Source organism: Myroides albus, assembly GCF_009711045.1.
In the GTDB taxonomy this organism is placed as follows: Bacteria; Bacteroidota; Bacteroidia; order Flavobacteriales; family Flavobacteriaceae; genus Flavobacterium; species Flavobacterium album_A.
The window spans coordinates 20,935-43,189 of record NZ_WMJX01000002.1 but is presented as its reverse complement, the minus strand read 5'-3'; the positions used below and the strand labels follow the sequence as shown (position 1 = coordinate 43,189).

The 22,255-nt window shown below is 33.5% G+C and carries 21 protein-coding genes; 15 read left to right on the top strand and 6 right to left on the bottom strand.

Annotation, left to right across the window (positions count from 1 at the left end):
• The first annotated feature begins 44 nt into the window (after positions 1 to 44).
• The 11 genes from cyoE to tsaB all read left to right on the top strand — a co-directional run bounded on the left by cyoE (position 45) and on the right by tsaB (position 8,571).
• Positions 45 to 947 carry a heme o synthase gene (gene cyoE / locus GJV76_RS01540; protein WP_373425580.1) on the top strand — a complete coding sequence of 301 codons (903 nt, stop codon included), beginning with the start codon at positions 45 to 47 and terminating at the stop codon, positions 945 to 947.
• 2 nt (positions 948 to 949) lie between these two features.
• Complete coding sequence (locus GJV76_RS01535; RefSeq protein ID WP_155090889.1) at positions 950 to 1,531, top strand: cytochrome c oxidase subunit 3; 582 nt, start codon at positions 950 to 952, stop codon at positions 1,529 to 1,531.
• A gap of 44 nt (positions 1,532 to 1,575) precedes the next feature.
• A complete protein-coding gene (locus GJV76_RS01530) occupies positions 1,576 to 2,580 on the top strand; it encodes a cytochrome c oxidase subunit 3 (protein WP_155090888.1) in 1,005 nt (334 codons plus the stop codon).
• Positions 2,581 to 2,601: 21 nt separating this feature from the next.
• Entirely contained in the window at positions 2,602 to 2,958 is a 357-nt protein-coding gene (locus GJV76_RS01525; RefSeq protein ID WP_155090887.1) for a cytochrome C oxidase subunit IV family protein, read from the top strand.
• A gap of 83 nt (positions 2,959 to 3,041) precedes the next feature.
• Complete coding sequence (locus GJV76_RS01520) at positions 3,042 to 3,698, top strand: hypothetical protein (RefSeq protein ID WP_230381475.1); 657 nt, start codon at positions 3,042 to 3,044, stop codon at positions 3,696 to 3,698.
• Position 3,699: 1 nt separating this feature from the next.
• Positions 3,700 to 4,323, top strand: a complete 624-nt coding sequence (locus GJV76_RS01515; protein ID WP_155090886.1) for an SCO family protein — start codon at positions 3,700 to 3,702, stop codon at positions 4,321 to 4,323.
• Positions 4,323 to 4,874, top strand: a complete 552-nt coding sequence (locus GJV76_RS01510) for a DUF420 domain-containing protein (RefSeq protein ID WP_155090885.1) — start codon at positions 4,323 to 4,325, stop codon at positions 4,872 to 4,874. The genes GJV76_RS01515 and GJV76_RS01510 overlap by 1 nt, the downstream gene beginning before the upstream one ends.
• Positions 4,875 to 4,893: 19 nt before the next feature.
• Entirely contained in the window at positions 4,894 to 5,118 is a 225-nt protein-coding gene (locus tag GJV76_RS01505; RefSeq protein ID WP_155090884.1) for a hypothetical protein, read from the top strand.
• A gap of 86 nt (positions 5,119 to 5,204) precedes the next feature.
• Positions 5,205 to 6,641 (top strand): TolC family protein, encoded by a 1,437-nt coding sequence (locus tag GJV76_RS01500; protein WP_196216210.1) that lies wholly within the window; start codon positions 5,205 to 5,207, stop codon positions 6,639 to 6,641.
• 6 nt (positions 6,642 to 6,647) lie between these two features.
• Positions 6,648 to 7,892: an efflux RND transporter periplasmic adaptor subunit gene (locus GJV76_RS01495; RefSeq protein WP_155090883.1), complete on the top strand. Its 1,245-nt coding sequence runs from the start codon at positions 6,648 to 6,650 to the stop codon at positions 7,890 to 7,892.
• 1 nt (position 7,893) lies between these two features.
• Positions 7,894 to 8,571 carry a tRNA (adenosine(37)-N6)-threonylcarbamoyltransferase complex dimerization subunit type 1 TsaB gene (gene tsaB, locus GJV76_RS01490; RefSeq protein WP_155090882.1) on the top strand — a complete coding sequence of 226 codons (678 nt, stop codon included), beginning with the start codon at positions 7,894 to 7,896 and terminating at the stop codon, positions 8,569 to 8,571.
• Between the two features lie 3 nt (positions 8,572 to 8,574).
• Here the strand turns inward: tsaB and GJV76_RS01485 are convergent, their stop codons facing one another.
• Positions 8,575 to 9,342: a mechanosensitive ion channel family protein gene (locus tag GJV76_RS01485; protein WP_155090881.1), complete on the bottom strand. Its 768-nt coding sequence runs from the start codon at positions 9,340 to 9,342 to the stop codon at positions 8,575 to 8,577.
• Positions 9,343 to 9,344: 2 nt separating this feature from the next.
• Positions 9,345 to 11,351 (bottom strand): thioredoxin domain-containing protein, encoded by a 2,007-nt coding sequence (locus GJV76_RS01480; RefSeq protein ID WP_155090880.1) that lies wholly within the window; start codon positions 11,349 to 11,351, stop codon positions 9,345 to 9,347.
• Between the two features lie 282 nt (positions 11,352 to 11,633).
• Here GJV76_RS01480 and GJV76_RS01475 point away from each other — a divergent pair, with 282 nt between their 5' ends.
• Positions 11,634 to 13,913 (top strand): inorganic phosphate transporter, encoded by a 2,280-nt coding sequence (locus GJV76_RS01475; protein ID WP_155090879.1) that lies wholly within the window; start codon positions 11,634 to 11,636, stop codon positions 13,911 to 13,913.
• A gap of 282 nt (positions 13,914 to 14,195) precedes the next feature.
• Here the strand turns inward: GJV76_RS01475 and GJV76_RS01470 are convergent, their stop codons facing one another.
• On the bottom strand, positions 14,196 to 15,095 hold the full coding sequence (locus GJV76_RS01470; protein WP_155090878.1) for a NifU family protein: 900 nt from the start codon (positions 15,093 to 15,095) through the stop codon (positions 14,196 to 14,198).
• Positions 15,096 to 15,211: 116 nt separating this feature from the next.
• Here GJV76_RS01470 and GJV76_RS01465 point away from each other — a divergent pair, with 116 nt between their 5' ends.
• Genes GJV76_RS01465 through GJV76_RS01455 form a run of 3 tightly spaced genes read left to right on the top strand, consistent with a single transcriptional unit; the run spans position 15,212 to position 19,396 of the window.
• Positions 15,212 to 17,818, top strand: coding sequence for a T9SS type B sorting domain-containing protein (locus GJV76_RS01465; RefSeq protein ID WP_155090877.1), 2,607 nt, complete (start codon positions 15,212 to 15,214; stop codon positions 17,816 to 17,818).
• 6 nt (positions 17,819 to 17,824) lie between these two features.
• Positions 17,825 to 18,832: a PorP/SprF family type IX secretion system membrane protein gene (locus GJV76_RS01460; protein ID WP_155090876.1), complete on the top strand. Its 1,008-nt coding sequence runs from the start codon at positions 17,825 to 17,827 to the stop codon at positions 18,830 to 18,832.
• A 45-nt stretch (positions 18,833 to 18,877) separates the two neighbouring features.
• Positions 18,878 to 19,396 carry a gamma carbonic anhydrase family protein gene (locus GJV76_RS01455; protein WP_155090875.1) on the top strand — a complete coding sequence of 173 codons (519 nt, stop codon included), beginning with the start codon at positions 18,878 to 18,880 and terminating at the stop codon, positions 19,394 to 19,396.
• Positions 19,397 to 19,601: 205 nt separating this feature from the next.
• Here GJV76_RS01455 and murI read toward each other — a convergent pair whose 3' ends face one another.
• The 3 genes from murI to GJV76_RS01440 form a co-directional block, all read right to left on the bottom strand.
• On the bottom strand, positions 19,602 to 20,381 hold the full coding sequence (gene murI / locus GJV76_RS01450; RefSeq protein ID WP_155090874.1) for a glutamate racemase: 780 nt from the start codon (positions 20,379 to 20,381) through the stop codon (positions 19,602 to 19,604).
• Positions 20,382 to 20,445: 64 nt separating this feature from the next.
• On the bottom strand, positions 20,446 to 20,961 hold the full coding sequence (locus GJV76_RS01445; protein ID WP_155090873.1) for an OmpH family outer membrane protein: 516 nt from the start codon (positions 20,959 to 20,961) through the stop codon (positions 20,446 to 20,448).
• Positions 20,962 to 21,002: 41 nt separating this feature from the next.
• Positions 21,003 to 22,250, bottom strand: coding sequence for an OmpH family outer membrane protein (locus GJV76_RS01440; protein WP_155090872.1), 1,248 nt, complete (start codon positions 22,248 to 22,250; stop codon positions 21,003 to 21,005).
• Positions 22,251 to 22,255 lie beyond the last annotated feature (5 nt).

Genomic DNA, 22,255 nt, shown 5'->3' with positions numbered 1-22,255 from the left:
ATTGATTTATATTTGCAACTCATTAAAAACAAATGAAAACAGCTTTGAATATAACTTCTGAAAAGAGTACATCAATTTCAGTACTTAAGGAATTTAAAGAAATGACAAAAATGGGACTTGCTTTAAGTGTAGTGTTTTCTACATTAGCAGGTTATTTGATAGCAGTTCCGAATTTAAAAAGTATTGATCTTTGGGTGCTTTTAGCTTTAGCCATTGGTGGCTATTGTATGGTAGGTGCATCTAATGTTTACAATCAAATTATTGAGCGTGAATTAGATGCCAAAATGAAACGCACTATGAATCGTCCAATTGCTTCAGGACGAGTAAAACCAACAGCAGCATTTATCTTAGCAAGTGTCTTAACACTTTTGGGAATTGGTATTTTATATGCAATTAACCCTAAAACTGCTATGTTTGGTGCAATCTCAATTTTTTTATATACAAGTGTATATACCCCTTTAAAAACTATTACTCCTTTATCTGTATTTGTAGGAGCTTTTCCAGGTGCAATACCTTTTATGCTTGGATGGGTTGCTGCAACCAATAACTTTGGCATTGAAGCTGGAACATTATTTATGATTCAGTTTTTTTGGCAATTTCCTCATTTTTGGGCTATCGGTTGGTTTTTGTATGATGATTATCAAAAGGGTGGATTCTCTATGCTACCTACAGGTAAAAGGGACTCTAAGACAGCAATGCAGACAATCTTGTATACTGTATGGTTGATAATTGCATCTATTTTCCCTGTAACAGGAATGACAGGTAGATTGTATTTGTCTCCAATATCAGCGGGGCTTGTTTTAATAGCGGGATTATGGATGTTAAGTGCAGCCATTAGATTGTATAGACAAAAAACGGATAAGGCTGCAAGATCATTGATGTTAGTAAGTGTGACTTACATATCATTGATTCAAATTATTTATGTACTAGATAAAATTTTAAGATAACAATGGAAATGACTTCTCAAGAACACTACGAAAGAAAAGGTAAAGCATTAAAGGTTATGATGCTGTTTGGGTTAGGAAGTATTGCAATGGTTTTTGCAGGACTAACAAGTGCTTATGTGGTAAGTGAAACAAGACCAGACTGGTTAACAGATTTTGTTTTGCCAGATTCATTTCTATATAGTACAATAGTTATATTGATTAGTAGTATAACATTTCACTTAGCATATAGAGCTGTAAAATCAGAACAAAGAAGTAAAGCAACAAGTTATTTGCTTATTACTTTGATATTAGGTTTGTTATTCGTTTTTTTGCAGTTCAAAGGGTTTGGGCAGGTTATAGATAATGGTTATTTCTTTACAGGAAGTGAGAGTACAATTACAACGTCGTTTTTATATGTGATCGTAATTGTGCACATTGTCCATTTGATAGGAGGTATTTTATCCTTATTGGTGGTAATTTATAATCATTTTAAACAAAAGTATAATGCACAGCAACACATAGGAATAGAGTTGTGTGCGTGGTTCTGGCACTTTTTAGATGTGCTATGGATTTATTTGTTTTTGTTTTTTACATTCTATAAATAAAAAAATTAAATTAAATTTGAGAACTTTATAACTAACAACTTTTTATGGGAGCGACAGTTACTACAGCAGCTACTAAAGAAAACACATGGGGCGGAGGAAATGAGCCTCTAAAAGTAAGCTACGGTAAAATGATGATGTGGTATTTCATATTATCAGATTCATTAACATTTTGTGGATTCCTTGTAGGATATGGATTTACTCGCTACAAGTTCATGGATACTTGGCCAATTGCTGACGAGGTATTTAATCACTTTCCTTTTTTACATGGAGTTCATGCGCCAATGTACTATGTTGCATTGATGACATTTATTTTAATTTTCTCTTCAGTTACTATGGTGTTAGCAGTAGATGCAGGACATCAAATGAAGAAAGGGAAAGTTGCAACGTATATGTTTTTAACTATTCTAGGAGGATTGGTTTTCTTAGGATCTCAAGCTTGGGAGTGGAAAAACTTCATTACAGGGACTTATGGAGCTGTTGAAACAAGAGGAGGTTCTATTCTTCACTTTGTAAAAGGAGAAGGAGAGGAAGCTAAACAAATCGCTCTATCTGATTTTGCTATTGTTGATGCAAATAGAGATGAAGCTACTTTGACTAGAGGTAAAGGAACGTGGTTTTTAAAAGGACCAAGTGCGCCAACTTACTCAATCGAGGAGATTAAAGCAGGTTTATTAGCGAATCCTGACATTAAGATCAGAACTCAAAAAACACTTGAGAATGCTGAGACAGGTCGTAGATACAAAGAGGTTCTTACAAGAGAGCAGTCTGTTGAAAGAATTAACGATGCTACTATTGTGGTGGAAGGTGCAAACCTAATTCGCAATGAGTATGGTCATAAGACATTCGGAGATTTCTTTTTCTTTATTACTGGTTTCCACGGATTCCACGTTTTTACAGGGATTTTAATTAACGTTGTTATCTTCTTTAATGTTTTATTAGGAACATATCAAAGAAGAGGTTCTTACGAGATGGTAGAAAAAGGTGGTCTATACTGGCACTTTGTTGACTTAGTATGGGTATTCGTATTTACATTCTTCTACTTAGTTTAATTTTTTTAAAAACATTTCATTATGGCAGCAGAAGGAGCACATCAATCAAATACAAAAAAGATCTGGAAAGTATTTTTTATCTTATCACTAATTACAATTGTAGAGGTAGTTTTAGGTATTTTTAAACCAGATTCATTACACCACGTACACATCTTTGGATTAAGCTTGTTAAATTATATCTTTATTATTTTAACAATTTGGAAAGCTTACTATATTATGTGGTCATTTATGCACTTAGAACAAGAGAAATCATCATTTAGATGGTCAGTAGCAGGAGTTCTAGGATTTTTATGTGTATATTTAATTACTTTGGTATTAATTGAAGGAAACTATGTATATGACGTTTTTCATAACTCACAATACAAGTGGATTTTTTAATAACATATTATATTTTGAAAAGGCGGTTTATTAACCGCCTTTTTCTATTTTTGTACGTTACATAGTGTAATTAACCTATAGAGATGAAAAAATACATAATACTTGTTTTACTGTTTGTTATGCCAATTTGTGCATATTTATTTTTTGCTACAGGTGTAAATCAATTTGAGCGCTTACCTGTAATAAGTGAAGGCGTAAATGAATTTCCAAAAGGTGAAAGCTTTTTAGGGGGCCAACCTACATTGGAAGGGAAAATTACTGTGTTAGGGTTTCCTGGTGCGCACCTTTTTAAGGATAGAGGCGATGCTTTTAATTTGAATCAAAAGATATACAATAAATATCGTGAGTTTGACGATTTTCAATTGGTGATGGTATTGCCTATTGGAAGTGAGGAACAAGCACAACAAGTCGTTGACGAATTGAGTCCCATTTCAGATATGTCTAACTGGAACTATTTGTTTGTAGAACCAGAGGACTTGAAAACTTTTTTTAATTCTTTAGGAACAGTGGGGAAACTGGATGATGATTTAGCAAGTACAAATGTTTACCTAATTGATAAAGATAGGAATTTACGTGGTCGTAAAGGAAAGAGTAAGGGAGGGAAGTTTGAGTATAAAGAAGGATATTCTACAATTAGTGCTGCAGAACTGCACAATGATATGATGGATGATGTAAAAGTTCTTTTAGCTGAATATCGCTTAGCATTAAAACAATATAAACGTATAAATAAAGCCGACTAACATGAGAGATAAATCTTATATCTGGATTTCTTTTATTGTCTTAATTTTTGGTATCTGGGTAGTGCCAAAAGTAATTAAGAAGTTTGAGAAAGCAGACTTAATGTATATGGGTACTGCGCCCCATTTTGAATTGACTAACCAAGATGGTAAGACTATCACGAGTGACAATTATAAAGGGAAAGTTTATGTCGTGGAGTTTTTCTTTGCTAATTGTCCGACTATTTGTCCTATTATGAATATGAATATGGTCAAATTGCAGAATGCTTTTTATGGGAATATGAATTTTGGTATTGCCTCAATAAGCATTGATCCTGTAAATGATACTCCAGAAGCTCTAAAACGTCATGCAACGGAGTTAGGTGTAAAGAACCCTTACTGGTACATGATGACTGGAGATGGTAAGTATATTTACGATTTAGCTAAGAAGTTCAATTTATATACTGGAGTTAATCCAGAGGCAGCTGGTGGTTTTGAACATTCTGGTTTGTTTGCATTAATTGATAAAGAGGGCAATATCCGTTGTCGTAAAGATGAGCATGGTAATCCTATTTTATATTATGATGGAACAGACGATGAAGCTGTAGAATGGTTAAAAGAAGATATTAAGTTATTATTAGATGAGTAATGGAAGGAAGTAAAAATAGTATAGAGCAAAAGTACAATAAGTGGATATGGATTTTATCAATTGCAATTCCTGTTGTTGTCGCTATTTTATTTGGTGTTAACTTACAAAAGTTAGGTTATGATGTAAAGCCTTTGAGCTTTTTGCCACCTATATATGCTACGATAAATGGTATAACAGCAGTTTTATTAGTAATAGCAGTATATGCTATTAAGAAAAAGAAGAATGTCAAATTACACGAGCGCTTAATTAAGTTGTGTATTTGTTGTAGTGTTGCTTTTTTAGCAATGTATGTAGCTTATCACATGACTTCGATTGAAACTAGTTATGGAGGAGAAGGTTTTATACGCTATGTATACTTCTTTATTTTGATCACGCATATTTTATTATCTATTATTATTATCCCATTTGTATTGGTAACTTTTGTTCGTGGAATTGCTGGTGCTTATGAAAGACATAAAAAATTGGCGCGTATAACATATCCTATGTGGTTATATGTAGCAGTAACAGGTGTAATTGTTTACTTAATGATTTCTCCGTATTATGTTAATTAGTAAAGCAAAAGTGGTTTATATGAAAAGATTAGTTTTATTTTTTTTGTTTTTTATACTAAGTATTCATGACTCGGTAGCTCAATGTGCAATGTGTCGTGCTGTATTAGAAACAGAAGATGGAGGAGTAAAAGCTGAGGCTGTTAATGATGGTATTGTGTATCTTATGATATTCCCATACTTATTAGTTCCATTAGCTCTTTATTTAAGTTATCGCGTATATAAAAGTAAAAAATCTACAAAATAAGTTTAGAAAGCCGCTGTTATTAGCGGTTTTTTTTATTTCTTTATGTTAACAATATAACAAAGCATTAATTTTATTATATATCGCGAATGAAGAATTATTATTGTAATTTTCTGGTCTTCGTTACTTTTTTTATGAGTTCTTTATTGGTGTATAGTCAGGAAAAGACTTGGACGCTTGAGGAATGTATAGATTATGCTATAAAGAATAATATACAAGTGAAGCAGTATGAATTAGAGAAGGAAGCTGCTTACTTGAGAAGGCAATTGGCTTTGGGGGATTTTTTACCCGCATTAGATGTTTCCGGACAACATCGATGGACAATTGCAGATCAACCTGATTTAATCACCAATAACCTTAGCTCTCAGACACTTCAATCAACTTCATTGGGGCTGAATGTAAACGTGGATATTTACAAGGGGTTAGCTAATCATCATAAAATGGTTAAGGCTAGGATAGATTTTTTAGCTTCTGAGTATAAATCTCAACAGATGAAAGAGAATATAGCCTTACAAGTTATTAATTCTTATTTGCAAATTATTTTCAATAAAGAATTGGTCAAGACAAATTCAAATCAACTTGAATACGATTTTAGTCAAGAGGAGCGTACAAAAGATTTGGTAGATGCTGGTGTTGTGCCTGCTGGAGATCTATTAGAAGCAAAGGCGACAGTAGCAACTTCAACACAGAGGTTAATTTTGTCAGAGAATGAATTGGTGATGGCTAAGCTTAGTTTAGCACAGCTTTTGCAATTGGAATCTTATTCAACTTTTGAGGTAAGTGATAGTAATTACGAAGTTGAGAACGATGAGATATTAGCTTATACTCCAGATGAAATAATTGAAAGGGCGTTTGATGCTTTAATGAATATAAAAATTGCAGAAGCCAATTTGGATATTGCTGATAGAAATGTGAAAATTGCAAGATCCGCCTATCATCCTACAATTTCTGGTTTTTATAATTTTAATTCAAGTGCGACTTATGCTGATAGAGTAATAGGACAAAGAGCAACAGGAGAATCAACACCTATAGGATTTGTAAATCAAACAAATCAGGCCGTTTCAAGTCCCAAATATCAATCTGTGATTGGCGGACCTGAAGCTTTTTTTGATCAACTGTCTAATAATAAAAATTCTGTATTCGGTGTTTCTATCAGTATACCTGTTTTTAATGGATTTAAAGTCAGAAATAACCTTCGATTAAGTAGATTAGCAAAAGAGCAAGTAGAAAATGAAAAAGAGGTGGCTATTTTGGAATTAGAACAACAAGTTTTTCGAGCTTATACTGATACTAAGAATGCATTAAAGAATTATGAGGCGAGTGTATTGACACTTGAATCACGTGAGAAGTCACTTGAGTATGCCAAAGAAAGATATTCAGTAGGTCTAATTAATATTTTTGAATTAAATCAAAATCAAACTTTGTTTGTTACGGCTCAGTCCAATATGTTAAAGTCAAAGTATGACTATATTTTTAAAACCAGAATATTAGAGTATTATTTTGGCATTCCACTATTTTCAAATTAAGAGTTTATGAAAAAGAAGTACTTATTAATTATTATCGCAGTAGTAGCCTTAGTTATAATTGGCTTCGCTTCAGGAGTATTTGGACAGAAGGAAAGTGAAAGTATTGTAACCACTATAGAGCTTGATAAAACAGATATTGTAGAAACAGTTTCTGGTACAGGAAAGATCCAGCCAGAAATTGAGATTAAACTTTCTTCAGAAGTATCGGGAGAAATCATAAATTTGCCCGTTAAAGAAGGGCAAGTTGTCAAGAAAGGTGATTTACTTGTTGAGATTAACCCTGATTTATATGAATCTATTGTAGATAGAAATAAGGCTATATTGGCTACCAGCGTGGCGGGTTTATCACAAGCTGAAGCTCAGTTAACTGAAGCTCAAGCAAGTTATAATCGCTATAAAACACTTTATAAGAAAGGGGTGATTTCAGGTTCTGAATGGGATAAGGTTGTGTCAACTTATGAAGTAGCTAAAGCAACACAAAATTCAGCTTTTTACAATGTGGAAAGTGCAAAAGCTGCTGTGACTGAAGCACAGAGAAATCTTTTGCGAACAAGTATTTATTCACCTACTTATGGTACGATATCGCGCATAGATGTAGAATTAGGTGAACGAGTTTTGGGAACCCAACAAATGGCTGGTACAGAACTAATGCGTGTGGCAAATTTAAGCAGAATGGAAGTTGAAGTTAATATTAATGAAAATGATATCGTCAAGATAAAGGAGGGAGATGAAACAAGAATTAATGTTGATGCGTATTTGAAGAAAGAGTTTAGGGGAATTGTAACGAGTATCTCTAATTCTGCATCAAATCAAACTTTATCAGCAGATCAAGTCACTACTTTCAAAGTGAAGATTCAGATTTTGGAGGAGTCTTATAAGGATCTGATAGATTCGAGAATTGAAAATTATTCCCCTTTTAGACCTGGAATGACTGCTGCTGTTGATATTATTACCAATGTTAAAAACGGTATTTATGGTGTTCCTATCAGTGCTGTTATAATGCGTAGCCCAACAGATACTGTGAGGAACTCAGAAACCAGTAAAAAGGTTTATGATAAGGAATTAATGAAAGAAGCGGTATTTGTAAATCAGAAGGGAGTTGCAAAACTTAGATTTGTAAAAACAGGCATTCAAGATGATAAAAATATAGAGATTGTAGCAGGGCTTGAGAAAGGGGATGAAGTTATCACTGGACCCTATTCTTTGGTAAGCCGTACGTTACAACATGGAGATAAGATTAAAGTTGAGTAGAATGATTACAATTTTAAATATTGAAACTGCAACTAAGAATTGTTCAGTTTCTTTATCAGTTGATGGAAAAATAGAAAAGTTAGTTGAAATTGCGGAAGAAAACTTTTCACATGCAGAGAAACTTCACGTTTTTATTGAAGGAGTATTAAAGCAATGCAATAAGAGTTTGAAGGACCTTGCAGCAATTGCGATTAGTCAAGGGCCAGGTTCTTATACGGGCTTGCGAATAGGTGTTTCATCCGTAAAGGGCCTTTGTTATGGGTTGAGTATTCCGATGATTGCCATTGATACCTTAGAGGTTTTAGCGAGAAGTGTAGTAAAAGAATCGGGAGTTATTGTCCCTATGATTGATGCAAGGAGAATGGAAGTCTTTTCTTGTGTATTCGATAAAGAGTACAATCAATTAACCCCTATTGAGGCGGTAGTAGTAGATGAAAATTCTTTTGAGAGCCTGTATCAGTACGACAAAGTGTATTTTATAGGAGATGGAGCTTCGAAGTGCAAATCCGTTTTAACGAAAGATAACTTCGTGTTTTTAGATGATATAATTTACCCTTCAGCAAGAGAAATGGTAGAGGTTAGTTATCAAAAGTATGTAAATAAAGATTTTGTTGATGTAGCCTACTTTGAACCTTTCTATTTGAAAGATTTTGTAATGGCAACAAAAAAAAATAAGTGATGCTTATAAAGCATCACTTATTTTTTTTGATTCAAGTAAGATATAAGAAAATACCTGGTTGTAATTATCGTGTTCAACCCAAGCTTGTACTGTATAAGTAATCTTAGTATCTAGTAGCTCTTTAATTAGTATTCTCGGTTTAGGTTGATTGAGTATTGAGTCATTCTGCTCTAATTTTGCTTGTAGTAATGACATAAATTCAACGGTATTCTTTACTAAAGAAGTTTGCACAGGAACTTCTAATCTTCTCAAATTATTTTGAGATATATTCTTAATTTTCCCATTAGATAAAACTCCATTGGGTATGTACACAATGTTGTTTTGGTAAGTTTGGATTTGCGTAGAGAAAATATGGATTGTCAATACCTTTCCTGTTTCCCCTTGAGCTTCAATTATGTCGCCAATTCTAAAAGGCTTGAACAGAATAATGAGTACACCTCCTGCAAAGTTGCTTAAAGATCCTTGTAAGCTCAATCCAATAGCCAAACTCATAGCACCTACAATAGCTACAAAAGAACTTGTCTGTATACCAAGTTTGGAAGCTATGATTACAAACAAAAGAATGCGCAAACTCCAAATGAGAACATCAATTAAAAAACTGGCAAAGGTTGGGTCAATTCTTTTTTCGAGAAATAATTTATTTGCAATTTTTTTTAGTGATTTAATTGCAAACATACCTATTGCAAGTATAATAAGAGAGGTGACAACTTCTGGTACAAAAACAAATATTTTCTCTATATAGGTACTCAGTAAAGTATCAAGTTTATCCATGACTATAATGTGTATTTATCTAAGAAACGATTATCTTCTTCTGGAGCTAAACACGTTAACCCTGTACAAAAATAATATAAAGAATGTGCTTTTTGATTATTGCCTTTGTTTAAATAGGGAATAGTAGTGGTTGAATTAATTGGAAATATAAAGGTTTTCGCAATTGGCTTTTGATTTAATTGTTTGGTTAAGTCTAAAGCTTGTTCAGAAACAATAGTGAGTTCTTGTGGGTTTTCAATATACAAGTTAGAAAGCAACCAATGAGAATAGGCTGAAGGATAGTCAATCTGTGATAGCATTACTTGATTCATTCTCTTTGCAATTGTAGTATAGTGCATGTTTTCAAATAAAACACCAAGTTTTAGTAGGTTCATACACATGATTGCATTAGATGAAGGAATGACATTGTCTTCAGTTTCAAAAATAGGTGTAATAAATTCCTGTCTTTCATTATTCAAGAAGAAAAAGCCATTTGCTTGATCATAGAAAGTATCTAAGCAATAGTCTAAACTGTTCTTTGCTATGCGTAAATATTCTTGGTTAGCCGTATTCTCGAATAAATTAAGGCAAGCTTGAATGAAAAATGCATAATCATCTACATAGGCTTCAATTGACTTTTGACCATTAATAGAGGAATGGTATAGTCGTTCTGTTTCTTGATTAATTAAATTGCTTTGAATATAATTGAAAATGCCAATTGCTTCAGTTAAGTATGAATCCTCATTCAACGCTGTATAACAGTCTAATAACCCCACGATATACATCGCGTTCCAAGCAATAAGAATTTTGTTATCAATACGAGGTAGTTCTCTTTTGTTTCTTGCTGATAATAAGTCTGATTCCCATTTCGTTTTTAGGGCTTGTATTTCGTCAAGAGAAAGCTTGAACTCATTTGCTATATCTGATAAGTGCTGAGTTTGGATGAAGACATAATTGTTGTTTTCCCAATAGCCAAAATTATTAATATTGTAAATAGTAGAAAATACATCGAAGCGTTCAGTGATAATTGTTTGCAATTCTTCTTTAGTCCAAACATAGTACGCTCCCTCTTGTAGCTTTCCTTCTTGGTCAAGGCTATCTGCATCGTAGGCAGAATAATACCCTCCTTGGCTATCTCTCCAATTGTTTTCTATGAAAGATATCGTTTTCTGTATTGTTTCTTTGTATAATACATTATGAGTTCTCTTATAGGCATCTGCATAAACTTGTAATAATTGTGCATTGTCATAAAGCATTTTTTCAAAGTGTGGGATATGCCATTTATAATCAACAGAGTATCTCGAAAAACCACCCTCCACAACATCGAATATTCCACCCCAAGCTATTTTAGTTAAGGTTAAGTCGATATAGTCAATTAGATCCTTGTCTTGTTTTAGTATTCCATATTTTTGAAGAAAAAGTAAGTTTGTTGGCATCATGAACTTAGGAGCTCGATTATACCCTCCAAATTCTAAGTCAAAACTCTTTTTCCAATTGTGTAGTAAACCATCGAAATTAAATCTTGATTGATTATCAAAGGTGGGGGCAGAGCTCAAAAGAGAAATTCCCGTATGCAACTGTTCAGCATATTCCAATACTGTTTGAGGTTTGTCTCTGTAGAGATCATTTAATTGTAAAAGTGAATCAGACCATTTTTCTTTTGTGAAGTATGTACCTCCCCAAATAGGTCTTCCATCAGGCAAACAAACCACATTCAGTGGCCATCCTCCTTGTTGCGTCATCAATTGCACAGCTTTCATATAAAAAGCATCAATGTCAGGCAATTCTTCTCTATCAATTTTTATGGAAATATAGTGATCATTCATGATGGTAGCAACATCTTCATTCTCAAAACTCTCGTGCTCCATGACATGACACCAGTGACAGGTAGAATACCCAATACTTATTATAACGAGTTTATTTTCATCTTTAGCCTTTTGTAGGCTATCGTGATTGTAAGGTAGCCAATAAACGGGATTAGTAGCATGTTGTAGTAAGTATGGGCTTGATTCAAGGTAGAGTTTGTTCATTTTTATATTGTATTGATTAAGTAAAATTAAGGTTATTATTTAGAATTGAGCATAATGATTTTCTCACGTGACAATATCCTATATGAGAAAAGTAATCTTTTTAAGAGCATATATGAGTTGATTACCTTCTTATTCTTGTTTTTAAAGGCGTTAGTATGTTTGAAATCAATATAAAATATAAGTAATTGTTTCAATTTTACAATAAATCATAACATTGACTTAACATAGGTTTTCAGATTTATATAAACCTTTGCGACTCACTATAATTAAATATTAAGATTAATGGAACAGATTTTTATTGTAATGCTTATTGCTTTAGCAGTTTTAGCTATTATTGATATTACTGTAGGGGTTAGTAACGATGCTGTGAATTTTTTGAACTCAGCTATTGGTTCTAAAGCTGTTACTTTTAAAACGATTATGATAGTTGCTTCCTTAGGTATTTTAGTAGGAGCACTATTTTCAAGTGGGATGATGGAGATAGCCCGTAGTGGAATCTTTGTACCCAAGATGTTTTCTTTTAATGATGTCATGATCATCTTCCTCGCCGTAATGATTACGGATGTTTTGTTATTGGATGTTTTTAACTCATTAGGTCTTCCTACTTCTACAACAGTTTCGATTGTTTTTGAATTATTAGGAGCTGCGGTGTGTTTAGGTGTAATTAAGATCGTAAACAGCGGAGATGGATGGGATACACTTCCTGAGTATATTAATACGGCAAAGGCTACCGAAATTGTCGTAGGTATTCTAATGTCTGTAATACTTTCTTTTACCATAGGTACGGTTGTGCAGTATCTTTCTCGTTTAGTTTTTACTTTTGATATTGACAAGAAATTAAAGACGTATGGAGGAATATTTGGTGGTATTGCAATTACTGCGATTACTTTCTTTATTTTAATTAAGGGATTAAAAGGGGCAAGTTTCTTAACAAAAGAAACAAGCACTTGGATTAACGAGAATCAGATGACAATTGTCTTAATTAGTTTTGTCGTTTGGACTTTTATTTCTCAATTACTTGTAAGTGTATTCAAGGTACATATACTTAGAGTGATTATCGTTATTGGAACTTTTGCTTTAGCCTTAGCATTCGCGGGTAATGACTTAGTAAACTTTATCGGTGTGCCTATTGCAGCATTTCAATCATTTGGCTTTTTCCAGGCATCAGGACAAGCTCCTGAATCATTTATGATGGGAGTTTTAGCAGAAGAAAGTGTAGTCGCTCCATTCTACTTTTTGTTAATTGCAGGTGCAATTATGGTTATAACACTTTGGACATCTAAAAAAGCTAAAGCTGTGATTGAAACAGAGATGAACTTGGCAAGACAAGATACAGGTACATCTGAAGAAAAGTTTGATTCTAATATATTGTCTAGAACAATTGTTAGAGGAACGGTTTTGATAGGAGCAGCTATTGACTATGTGCTTCCAAAATCACTTCAATTAAAGTTAGATAAGCGATTTGAAAAGCCTTCAGTTATAGTTAAGCGAGCAGCAAAGGATGAGCCTGCATTTGATATGGTCCGTGCTTCTGTGAATTTGATGGTTGCGAGTATATTGATTTCTATAGGTACTTCTATGAAGTTACCACTTTCAACAACGTATGTTACTTTTATGGTTGCGATGGGTACATCTTTTGCCGATAGAGCTTGGGATAGAGATTCGGCTGTATATAGAGTAGCTGGAGTGTTTAATGTAATTGGTGGATGGTTTGTAACGGCTATTGTAGCTTTTGTTGCAGCTTTTATTACAGCTTATATTTTGCGTATAGGAGAGATATATGCTTTAGTAGGAATGTTAATTTTAGTTGGTATATTACTTTATAGAAGTAATAAAATTCACCAGAAAAAAGAGAAAGAAAAAGAGTTGCAAAACTCTCAATTGAATAGAGTAGATATCGTAAATATTCAAGGTGTTGCATCAGAGAGTTCTACTCAAATTGCAAATGTATTAACTCGTGTAAATGAACTTTATACAACTGTTATTGATTCAATCGCTCTACAAGATATTACTGAATTAAAGAAGAGTAAAAAGAAATTAAAGAAATTAGAGAAGGAAGTAGATAATCTGAGAGGTAATGTTTATTTCTTTATTAAGAACTTAGATGATACTTCGGTTGGAGCAAGTAAGTTTTACGTAGTGACTTTAGGTTATTTACAAGAAATGATAAAAGCAGTTAGCTTTATTGCACAAAATAGCTACACACACGTAGATAATAATCACAAGAAATTGAAGTTTAATCAGATTAGAGATTTAAAACTGATTGATCAAAAATTACAGGTATTATTTGACAAAATAATTGTGCTATTCACTGAAGAGAGATTTTCTGAAATTGAAGATATACTTAATGATAAAGAAGAGTTAATCTCGTCAGTAGATAAGTTAATTCAAAAACAAATCATTCGTATTCGTACAACGGAAACAAGTGCTAAAAACAGTAAATTGTATTTTTCGATTTTATTTGAATCAGATGATTTAATTAAAGCTACGATTGGATTATTAGAATTGTTTAAGAATTTTGATGTGGATGTTAAGAGGAAATCATTCATTAGAATGAGTTAATCTTTATATTAATTAAAGTGAAAGGGAGGTTGTTTAAACAACCTCTTTTTTTTATGTATAATCCTGTCTCCACAATAGTCAAATACTACAAAGCAGTTCTACTTGATCTTTCTTTCATTAGTTCTAAAACCATACTATGGTAAGTTTAATTTACTAAATCAGAGTTATTTAGTATAATTCCTTTTCGTTTATATGTCTATTGCCTAATCAGGGTTTAATTTTGAGGATAAAAAAAGGGATTATGTTTTACATAATCCCTTTCCATATTTACTTTATTTATCATTAACCATTATAAGCTTCCACTATAATAGCTTCGTCATTAAGCATATGTCTTAGCATTCCTTCAATTCCATTTTTAAGTGTAAAAGTAGAAGAAGGACAACCACTACAAGCACCTTGTAATACAACGTGTACTGTATTGGTTTCTTGATCGTATTTTTGAAAAGCAATATTACCTCCATCAGCTTGTACTGCAGGCTTAACATTCTCCTCTAAAATATTTACAATGCGCTGTGATTTTTCATCCAGGGAATCAAAGTGTTTATCAGCTTCAGCTTCGAGTGCTTTAACATCATTTAAAAGAGCTTCTTCAACAGCTAAGTTGCCGTTTTCTAAGAACTCTTTTATGAATCCTCTTGTCGGATTGATGAACTCATTCCAATCATAAGCATCGAATTTAGAGATTGAAATATAGTTCTCATCGATGAATACTTCTTTTACAAAAGATTGTTTAAATAATTCTTTTGCAAGCGGTGAAGATGTTGCTTCATCTATATTTTTATATTCAACGTGTTTTTTTGTTAATAATTTATTGGCAACGAACTTAATTACTGAAGGATTTGGTGTTGATTCAGCATATATTGTAATTGGTTGCTTTTTTATTTCTTTTTTAGATTCAATTAGTATTTTCTTACCTTTAGCAAGGAATAAGTCTATTTGATCAGCCACGGTTTCTTTCACATCATCCCATTCAACTATTGAAAATTTTTCAATAGCGATAAAATTATTTGAGATATAAACCGTTTTAACAAAAGGAAGATAGAATAATTCGCGTGCAAGAGGAGAATTTGCAGTCTCATCTATGTTCTTGAATTCGAAGTTTTCGCCCTTCGTAATGAAATCTGGTAAAACAAATTTTATAATTGTAGGGTTTGACGTATTTTGAATTTGTATTTTTGACATATTATTTTAGTTTTTTCAAAATTAACAAAGAATATTACTAAGTGTCACGAATATAGATTATTTAAACATATAATTAACAAATAAGTAAGCAGTAATAATTTTAATATAGCAGTAAAATGAGCAAAAGGTTCTGGCTTTTATTTTTTGTTCTTTCCGTTTTCATCACTACAGAGAGTGTACAAGGAAGAACAAATTCTATTGATTATGTAAGTAAAGAAAGTATTGCTACCCTTGCAGATGAGCAAGAGCAACCAAATCCTGAAGTTAAGTTTGGGAAACCATTTAATATAGAACAGTGCGTGCCTGGGTTAGATGCAAACAATAAGATTGTTTCTAATAAAATGGTTATCTATTTAGGTGAGGCACTAAAAGATAAAGCCACAGGTAGCGAAGTTGATGCTACTGGAAATGCTATAGTTCCTCGTGGGTACAAATATAGCTTTCACGAAACACGTGATTCTGCTGAGAGTGGAACAGGTGCTATTGCAAATGATAAATTAGAGATAGCGAATCCTGCAGCTCATGACAAGACATTGTATTTGCGTGTTTTTCCTGTAACAGGTGAAGGAGATGCTCATGTGGAAGAATTTATTTTGTCTATCAAAGATCAAGGATGTAATTTAGAACACCGTTTAGTAAAGTTACCTGATATGTACACTTGTGCTGTTGATGGTAAAGGAACTTTTGATCTTTCAAATGCAAGTAACGATTTGTATTATGGTCAAAAAGAGGTTGAGCTTTCTGTTAATGGTTCTAAATTAGTAGGTCCATTGAATAATTATGAAGCAGCTGATAAGACTGTTGTTACTGCTCAAATTAAATTATTTGGAACAAATGACGTTGCGTCGAGAACTTTTACACTTTTTGCTGAGTCTTTTGCATTGAATCCCAATGATGCAAGTTTAACTGCGAACCAAAGTAAAGAAGATAAGGATGGGAAGCGCTTTGGTATTTTTGATTTGAACTCGGCTAAGTCTCAAATCATTCCAGAGAACGATGAGGTTGACTTCTATTCTATAAGCTTTCACCTAACAGAATCTGATGCAAAAGGTGGAGTAAATTCTATACCAAAGCCCGAAGAATTTGAAGCTGCTGATGGCAGTGTTGTTTACACTCGTGTAGAAAGTAAATTAACGAGAAAAAACTGTGTTGTATCAGGTAAGAAAGTAACGCTTAAAGTAACGGAGAAACCTTATATACCTGCATTAGATAATGTGTCTTATTGTGATAACAATGTCACTTCTTTTCGTTTATCTCTAACAGAGCAAACTATTATTATTGCTGATGGAAGAACGATAGTAACAGAGGAAGAGGCTAACGAAGAAGGTTTTGATCCAACGGATAAATTTACTATAGACTTTTTTAATTCTAAAGAAGATGCAGAGAACAATCAGAATAAGATTGTAGGTGTTGAATTGGAAGTTAAAATTAATGAAGCAAGACAGATATGGACAAGAATTACAGATTTAACAACCCAAAGTTTTAACACTGCTTCTTTCTATGCTTCTATTGGATATAGTAAATTAAAAACGGAACACAGTACAGACAGAACAGCAAGATATTGTCAGATTGATACGGGAACAACAAATTCGTATACCGTAGATCTTAGAAATAACGATAGTTTCTATATCGGTAAATTAAGAACAGATCAGTTTGGTCCAAGTTTAAATCCTGAAGGAGCAAAGTTGACAGTGTACTATTATAAGACAGAAGAAGATGCTAAGAACGATATTCGCATGGATGAGAGTTTAGTTCGCAACTACCCTATAGGTATGGGAGAAAAATCTGATCTTATTTATGCTCGAGTAGCAATGCAGAAAGAATTTGACTGTCCATTGGCTGAGAATTACAGTTCTTTTTATGCTAGTTTGGGAACTACGCCTGTGGTAGAGTATTATCCAGAGGATGCAACACTACAATTATGTGCTGATTCTCAAACAGGCACTATTACGCCTATTGTATTGGGTGTTACTTCAAAAGATTTAAAAGGAAGACCTTTGTCTTTAGTATGGATGAAAAAAGTGTATGACTCAAATAATAACGCTTCTTGGAAAACGCTTCAAGTTGGTGAGAAATTAACTTACGAGGCTGTAGAAGCAGGAGAGTATACTGTTAGTGTTAGTTTCAAGAACGAGCCTTATCCAAACACTGAATCTTGTACGGTTGGTAGATCGTGGATTATTAAGGATTTGATAGAGGTATTTGTTGAGAATGCTGATGCTACTGGTATGGTAAACTCATTGGATATTGATGAGTTTGGAAATGCTGATGTCGTGATCGGATCAAAAGGAGGACTTTCTGGAAATTATGAGTATGCAATTGATAGAGGAGGATTCCAAATGAACAACAGATTTATGAATGTGCCTATTGGCAATCATACAGCTTGGGTTAGCGATGTTGCTTCTGGTTGTATGGCTTTTGTAGATTTTTCTGTTTTTGGTTATCCAAAGTATTTTACTCCTAATGGAGATGGATATAATGATGTTTGGAATATTCCTGGTTTAAAAGGACACCCTGAAGCAAGGATTGCTATTTTTGATCGTTATGGAAAATTACTAAAACAAATGAGTGCTCAAGGTGAAGGTTGGGATGGTACATTTAATGGTAAACCTATGCCTTCAACAGATTATTGGTTTACAGTTGAATTTACAAATGATACTCCAGGCAAAGATGGAGATGGTCAAAAAGTTAGTTATAAAGGGCATTTCTCTTTAAAAAGATAATTTGTTATGAAGAAGATATTTAGAAAAAGTTACCTGGTTATTATATTATTAGTATCTCAATTAGGTTCTGCACAAGAAGGTATGTCAGTTTATTCAGAATATTTGGCTGATAACTATTATCTTTTACACCCTGCAATGGCAGGAATCAAAAATAGCCTACAGGTGAGAATGTCTACAAGACAACAATGGAGTGGAGTAGACGATGCTCCTAAATTAATGACATTGAATGCAAGTACTCGTCTTAATGATCAATCTGCTATTGGAGCTGTATTTTTTAATGATAAGAATGGTTATCATTCTCAAACAGGATTCAAGGGGACTTATGCTTACCATATTACTTTTAGTGAGTCGCGTTATGATTTACACCAATTATCTTTTGGTTTAAGTGCGGGGTTTGCGAGAACATCTTTAGATGAAAGTGAGTTTGGTGGTTTTGATCCTAATATTGATGGAACCTCAAGTATTAAAGACTCTTACTTTACAATGGATGTGGGAGCAGCTTATCACTATAAGAATTTCTTCTCAATGCTGACCGTGAAAAATGCCATTACGAGCAAGTCAAATCTGTATTCAGATGCAGAGAGTAATAATTTGCGCAAGTATTTATTAGGAGCAGGCTATGCTTTTGGAAATACGAAGTATGGAGAAGGTTGGATATACGAACCTTCTACCTTGATTCAATATACGGAGGAGTTAGAAGAGATAGCGATGGACATCAATATGAAAGTGTACAGACAATTTGAGTTTGGTCGTATTTGGGCTGGAGTTTCTTACCGTACGAATTTTAATGGGGCTGATTATGAAAAACAGGGACAAATCAAAACGCAAAGACTTCAGTATTTTACTCCATTAATTGGGGGAAATTATAAGAATCTATCTTTTTCATACGCTTACTCACAACCAACAGGCGATGTTAAGTTTACAAATAGTGGGTTTCACCAGTTTACAATTGGGATTAACTTATTTCCAAAAAGAGTTAGTTTAGATTGTAACTGTCCTACAGTGAAAGATTAAATAAAAAATCCCGATATTTATCGGGATTTTTTATTTGGTATAATTATGATTATAAAAGCTGTACGCGGAAAAGCTCCTCGCATTCCAGAGGATTGTTTTGTTGCTGAGAATGCTACTATTGTGGGAGATGTTACCTTTGGCACTCAGTGTAGTGTTTGGTTTAATGCGGTGATTCGCGGAGATGTTAACTCTATTACGATAGGGAACAAGGTCAACATACAAGATGGCGCGATTGTTCACTGTACTTTTCAAAAGCACCCAACGGTTATTGGCAACAATGTCTCTGTAGGACACAATGCCATGGTGCACGGTTGTGTTATACACGATAACGTATTGGTAGGTATGGGCGCAATAGTAATGGATAATTGCGTAGTCCATAGCAATACGATTATTGCTGCAGGAGCTGTTGTAACTCAGAATACGGTTGTGGAATCTGGTGCAATATACGCTGGTGTACCAGCAAAGAAAGTAAAAGATATTAGTGCGTCAGATTTCGCTGGTGAAGTAGAGCGCATTGCTAATAACTATGTTATGTATTCAAGTTGGTATAAGGAAGAAGAATAGGTATGTATAGTTGAGTCCAAAATCCGCGTTAGCCCAAATATTGTAAAGTAACTCTACATTATAGCTCTTTTAGTAGCTCTAATATCATACTATTGTATGCTTGTATCACTTGTTCAGACCTACTTTGTATAATTATCTTTCGTTTATTGTCTATCGCGTATTTTGGGTTGAGCTAAGTAAACTACTTGACTATTGTTCTTAGCTTTTAGAAATCTTTGTATTCGGCTATGTGCGGATCCGCTAAGAAAGACTGTAATATAGTTGGCTCGATATTAGTATAGAACTTACTATATCCATCTGTTGTTTTGTCAGTTAATAGATTATGCTGTTCAAGCACCTTCTGCGTGTGTTTAGCAACTGCTTTACCAGAATCTATGATCAATATATCTTCCCCTATTATATCTTGAATAAGAGGTTTTAAATAAGGATAATGTGTACATCCCAAAACCAAGGTATCCATTCCTTGCTCCACCATTGGATATAAGTACTCTTTTAATAACATTCTCATTTCCTCCGTATTCGTTTTCCCCGACTCAATTAGGTTAACGAGATTATAGCCTATTTGCTCTATTATTTTTATATTAGGGTATAGTTTTATTTTAGAAGCAAAGAAATCGCTTGTAATCGTCCCTTTCGTTGCTAAAATACCTATTGTAGATGTTTTTGTTAAAGAAGTGGCCGGCTTTATAGCTGGTTCAATGCCTATAATTGGAATAGTAAACATTGATCTAATTTCTGCAACTGCATTAGTGGTTGCAGTATTACAAGCCACAATGATCAACTTGCAATTTTGATTGATCAAGTATTCGACATTTTTTAAGGAAAGTTGAACTATTTCATCTTTGCTCTTTATTCCATAAGGAGCATTGAGTTGATCACCTATGAATATAGTATCTTCATATGGCATAAGTTGTTTTACTTCACGCCAAATTGTTGTTCCGCCAATTCCGGAATCAAATAAGCCTATTGGGTTATTCTTTTGCATATACAAAAATAAAAAAACCACTCTAAAAAAAGAGTGGTTTAATATAAGTTTTGAAAGGAATAAATTATTTAACTCCTAATTCTTTTTTAACGTCATCTAATAAACTTGGTCCATCAGCTACTAATAATCCTCCACCAACAGTTGCGTCCATTACGTAGTCAAATCCTTTAGCTTTAGCTACTTTTTTGATTGCAGCTTGTGCTTTCTCCATGATAGGTTGTAATAGTTGCATTCTCTTTTGCTCTAATTGTTGAGAAGCAGAATTTTGAAATTCTTGGATTTTTTGCTCCATCTCACCAACTTCTTTAGCTCTTTTTTCATTTTCAATTTCTCCTGCAGTTGCAGCTTCAGCTTGATATTTTTGAACTTTAGTTTGGTATTCAGTAATCAATGATTTGAAATTAGCTTCAAATCCTTCTCCCATTTTTTTCAATTCAGCATCTGCACTTTTCATTGCTGGTAATTCACTCATTAAAGCTTGAACGTCGATATGAGCTACTTTAGATTGAGCCATTACAGCAGTTGAACTTACTCCAAAAAACATTGCTGCTGCAATTAATAAAGATTTCATTTTTCTCATGTTACTCGATTTTTTTGATTTATTTTCTATAATTAATGTTCTTATTTTTTGGCTTCTTGTTTTTTATTTTCAATTTCTTGTTGAATTTGAAGCCTTTTTTCTTCTTGTTCTTTTATTCTTCGTTGTCTATTTTCTTCCTGCTGTTTTTTAATTTCTTCTATTTCAGCTTGGCGTTTTTTTCTCTGTTCTTCTTTTTTCTGTCTTGCTTCTTCTATTTTTCGCTCTTGTTCTAATCGTCTTTCCTCTCGGAGTTTTTGAATATCAACAGTTTCTTTCGATTTGCTGTTTTCTTGTGCAGCTTCTCTTCGACTTTGTTGTTCCATTTTGATTAGCTCATCTCGTTCTTCTTTTTGACGTTGAAGTTCAGCTTTTTGTTCTTCAATTTGTTTTTTGCGTTCTTCGAGAGCTTTTTCTTTAGCAATTTGAGCTTCTTCGCGTTGTTTCTCCATTTCGAGTTGCTTTTGTGCGATGATTGCTTTTTGTGCTTCAATGCGTTCAAGCTTTTCTTGTTGTTTTTGTTCAAGTTTAGCTTGTCTTTCTTTCTCTCTTTCTTCTTGTTGGCGACGAATAGCTTCTTTTCTTAAGAAGTTAGGATCGTTTTGTTCTTCCTGTTTTTTCTTTTTCTCCTCTTGTCTAAGTAGTCTGTCTGCCTCCGCTTTTCTTCGTTGTTGTTCTTCGCGTCTTGTTTGACGCAAAGCCATTTCGTCTTCGAGCTTTTCTTCTTTTTCGACTTCTTTGACTTGTTTTTTAGTCATATTTTGTTTGCGCCTTGCAGTAGCCATTCGCTTTAGGACTAAATCACTAATGTCGTGTCTTTTGGTAGCAAGTACCATTGTCGATTCCGTATTTTTGTCAAGAACGTAGTCAAATTTTCTCGCTTCAGTAATATCTTCAACTATGGCAAAAACTTGATCTTGAATTGGTTTAGATAACATTACTTTCTGTGTTATCAAATCTCCTTTAGTTCCAAATCTCTTTTGTTGGTACTCGTATAATTCTTGTTCAAGAATTGAGATTTCCTCCTCTTTTTCTTCAATTAATTCCCTTGTTAAAAGTATGCGTTCTGTCGCAAGATTATCTTTTAGCGTTTGTATTTCTGCCTGTTTTTTATCGGCTTCACTTTTCCACTGTGCTGCTCTTTCATCCAAGGCAGAAGTAGCATCTATATATTCTGGTGTTTGTCCCAAGATATACTCCATATCTATGTAAGCTATACGGGCACTTCCTCCCTGAGCAAAAATAGATATAGATGTAAATATACAAATTATAGAAGCTAATACAAGTCTCATGTCAA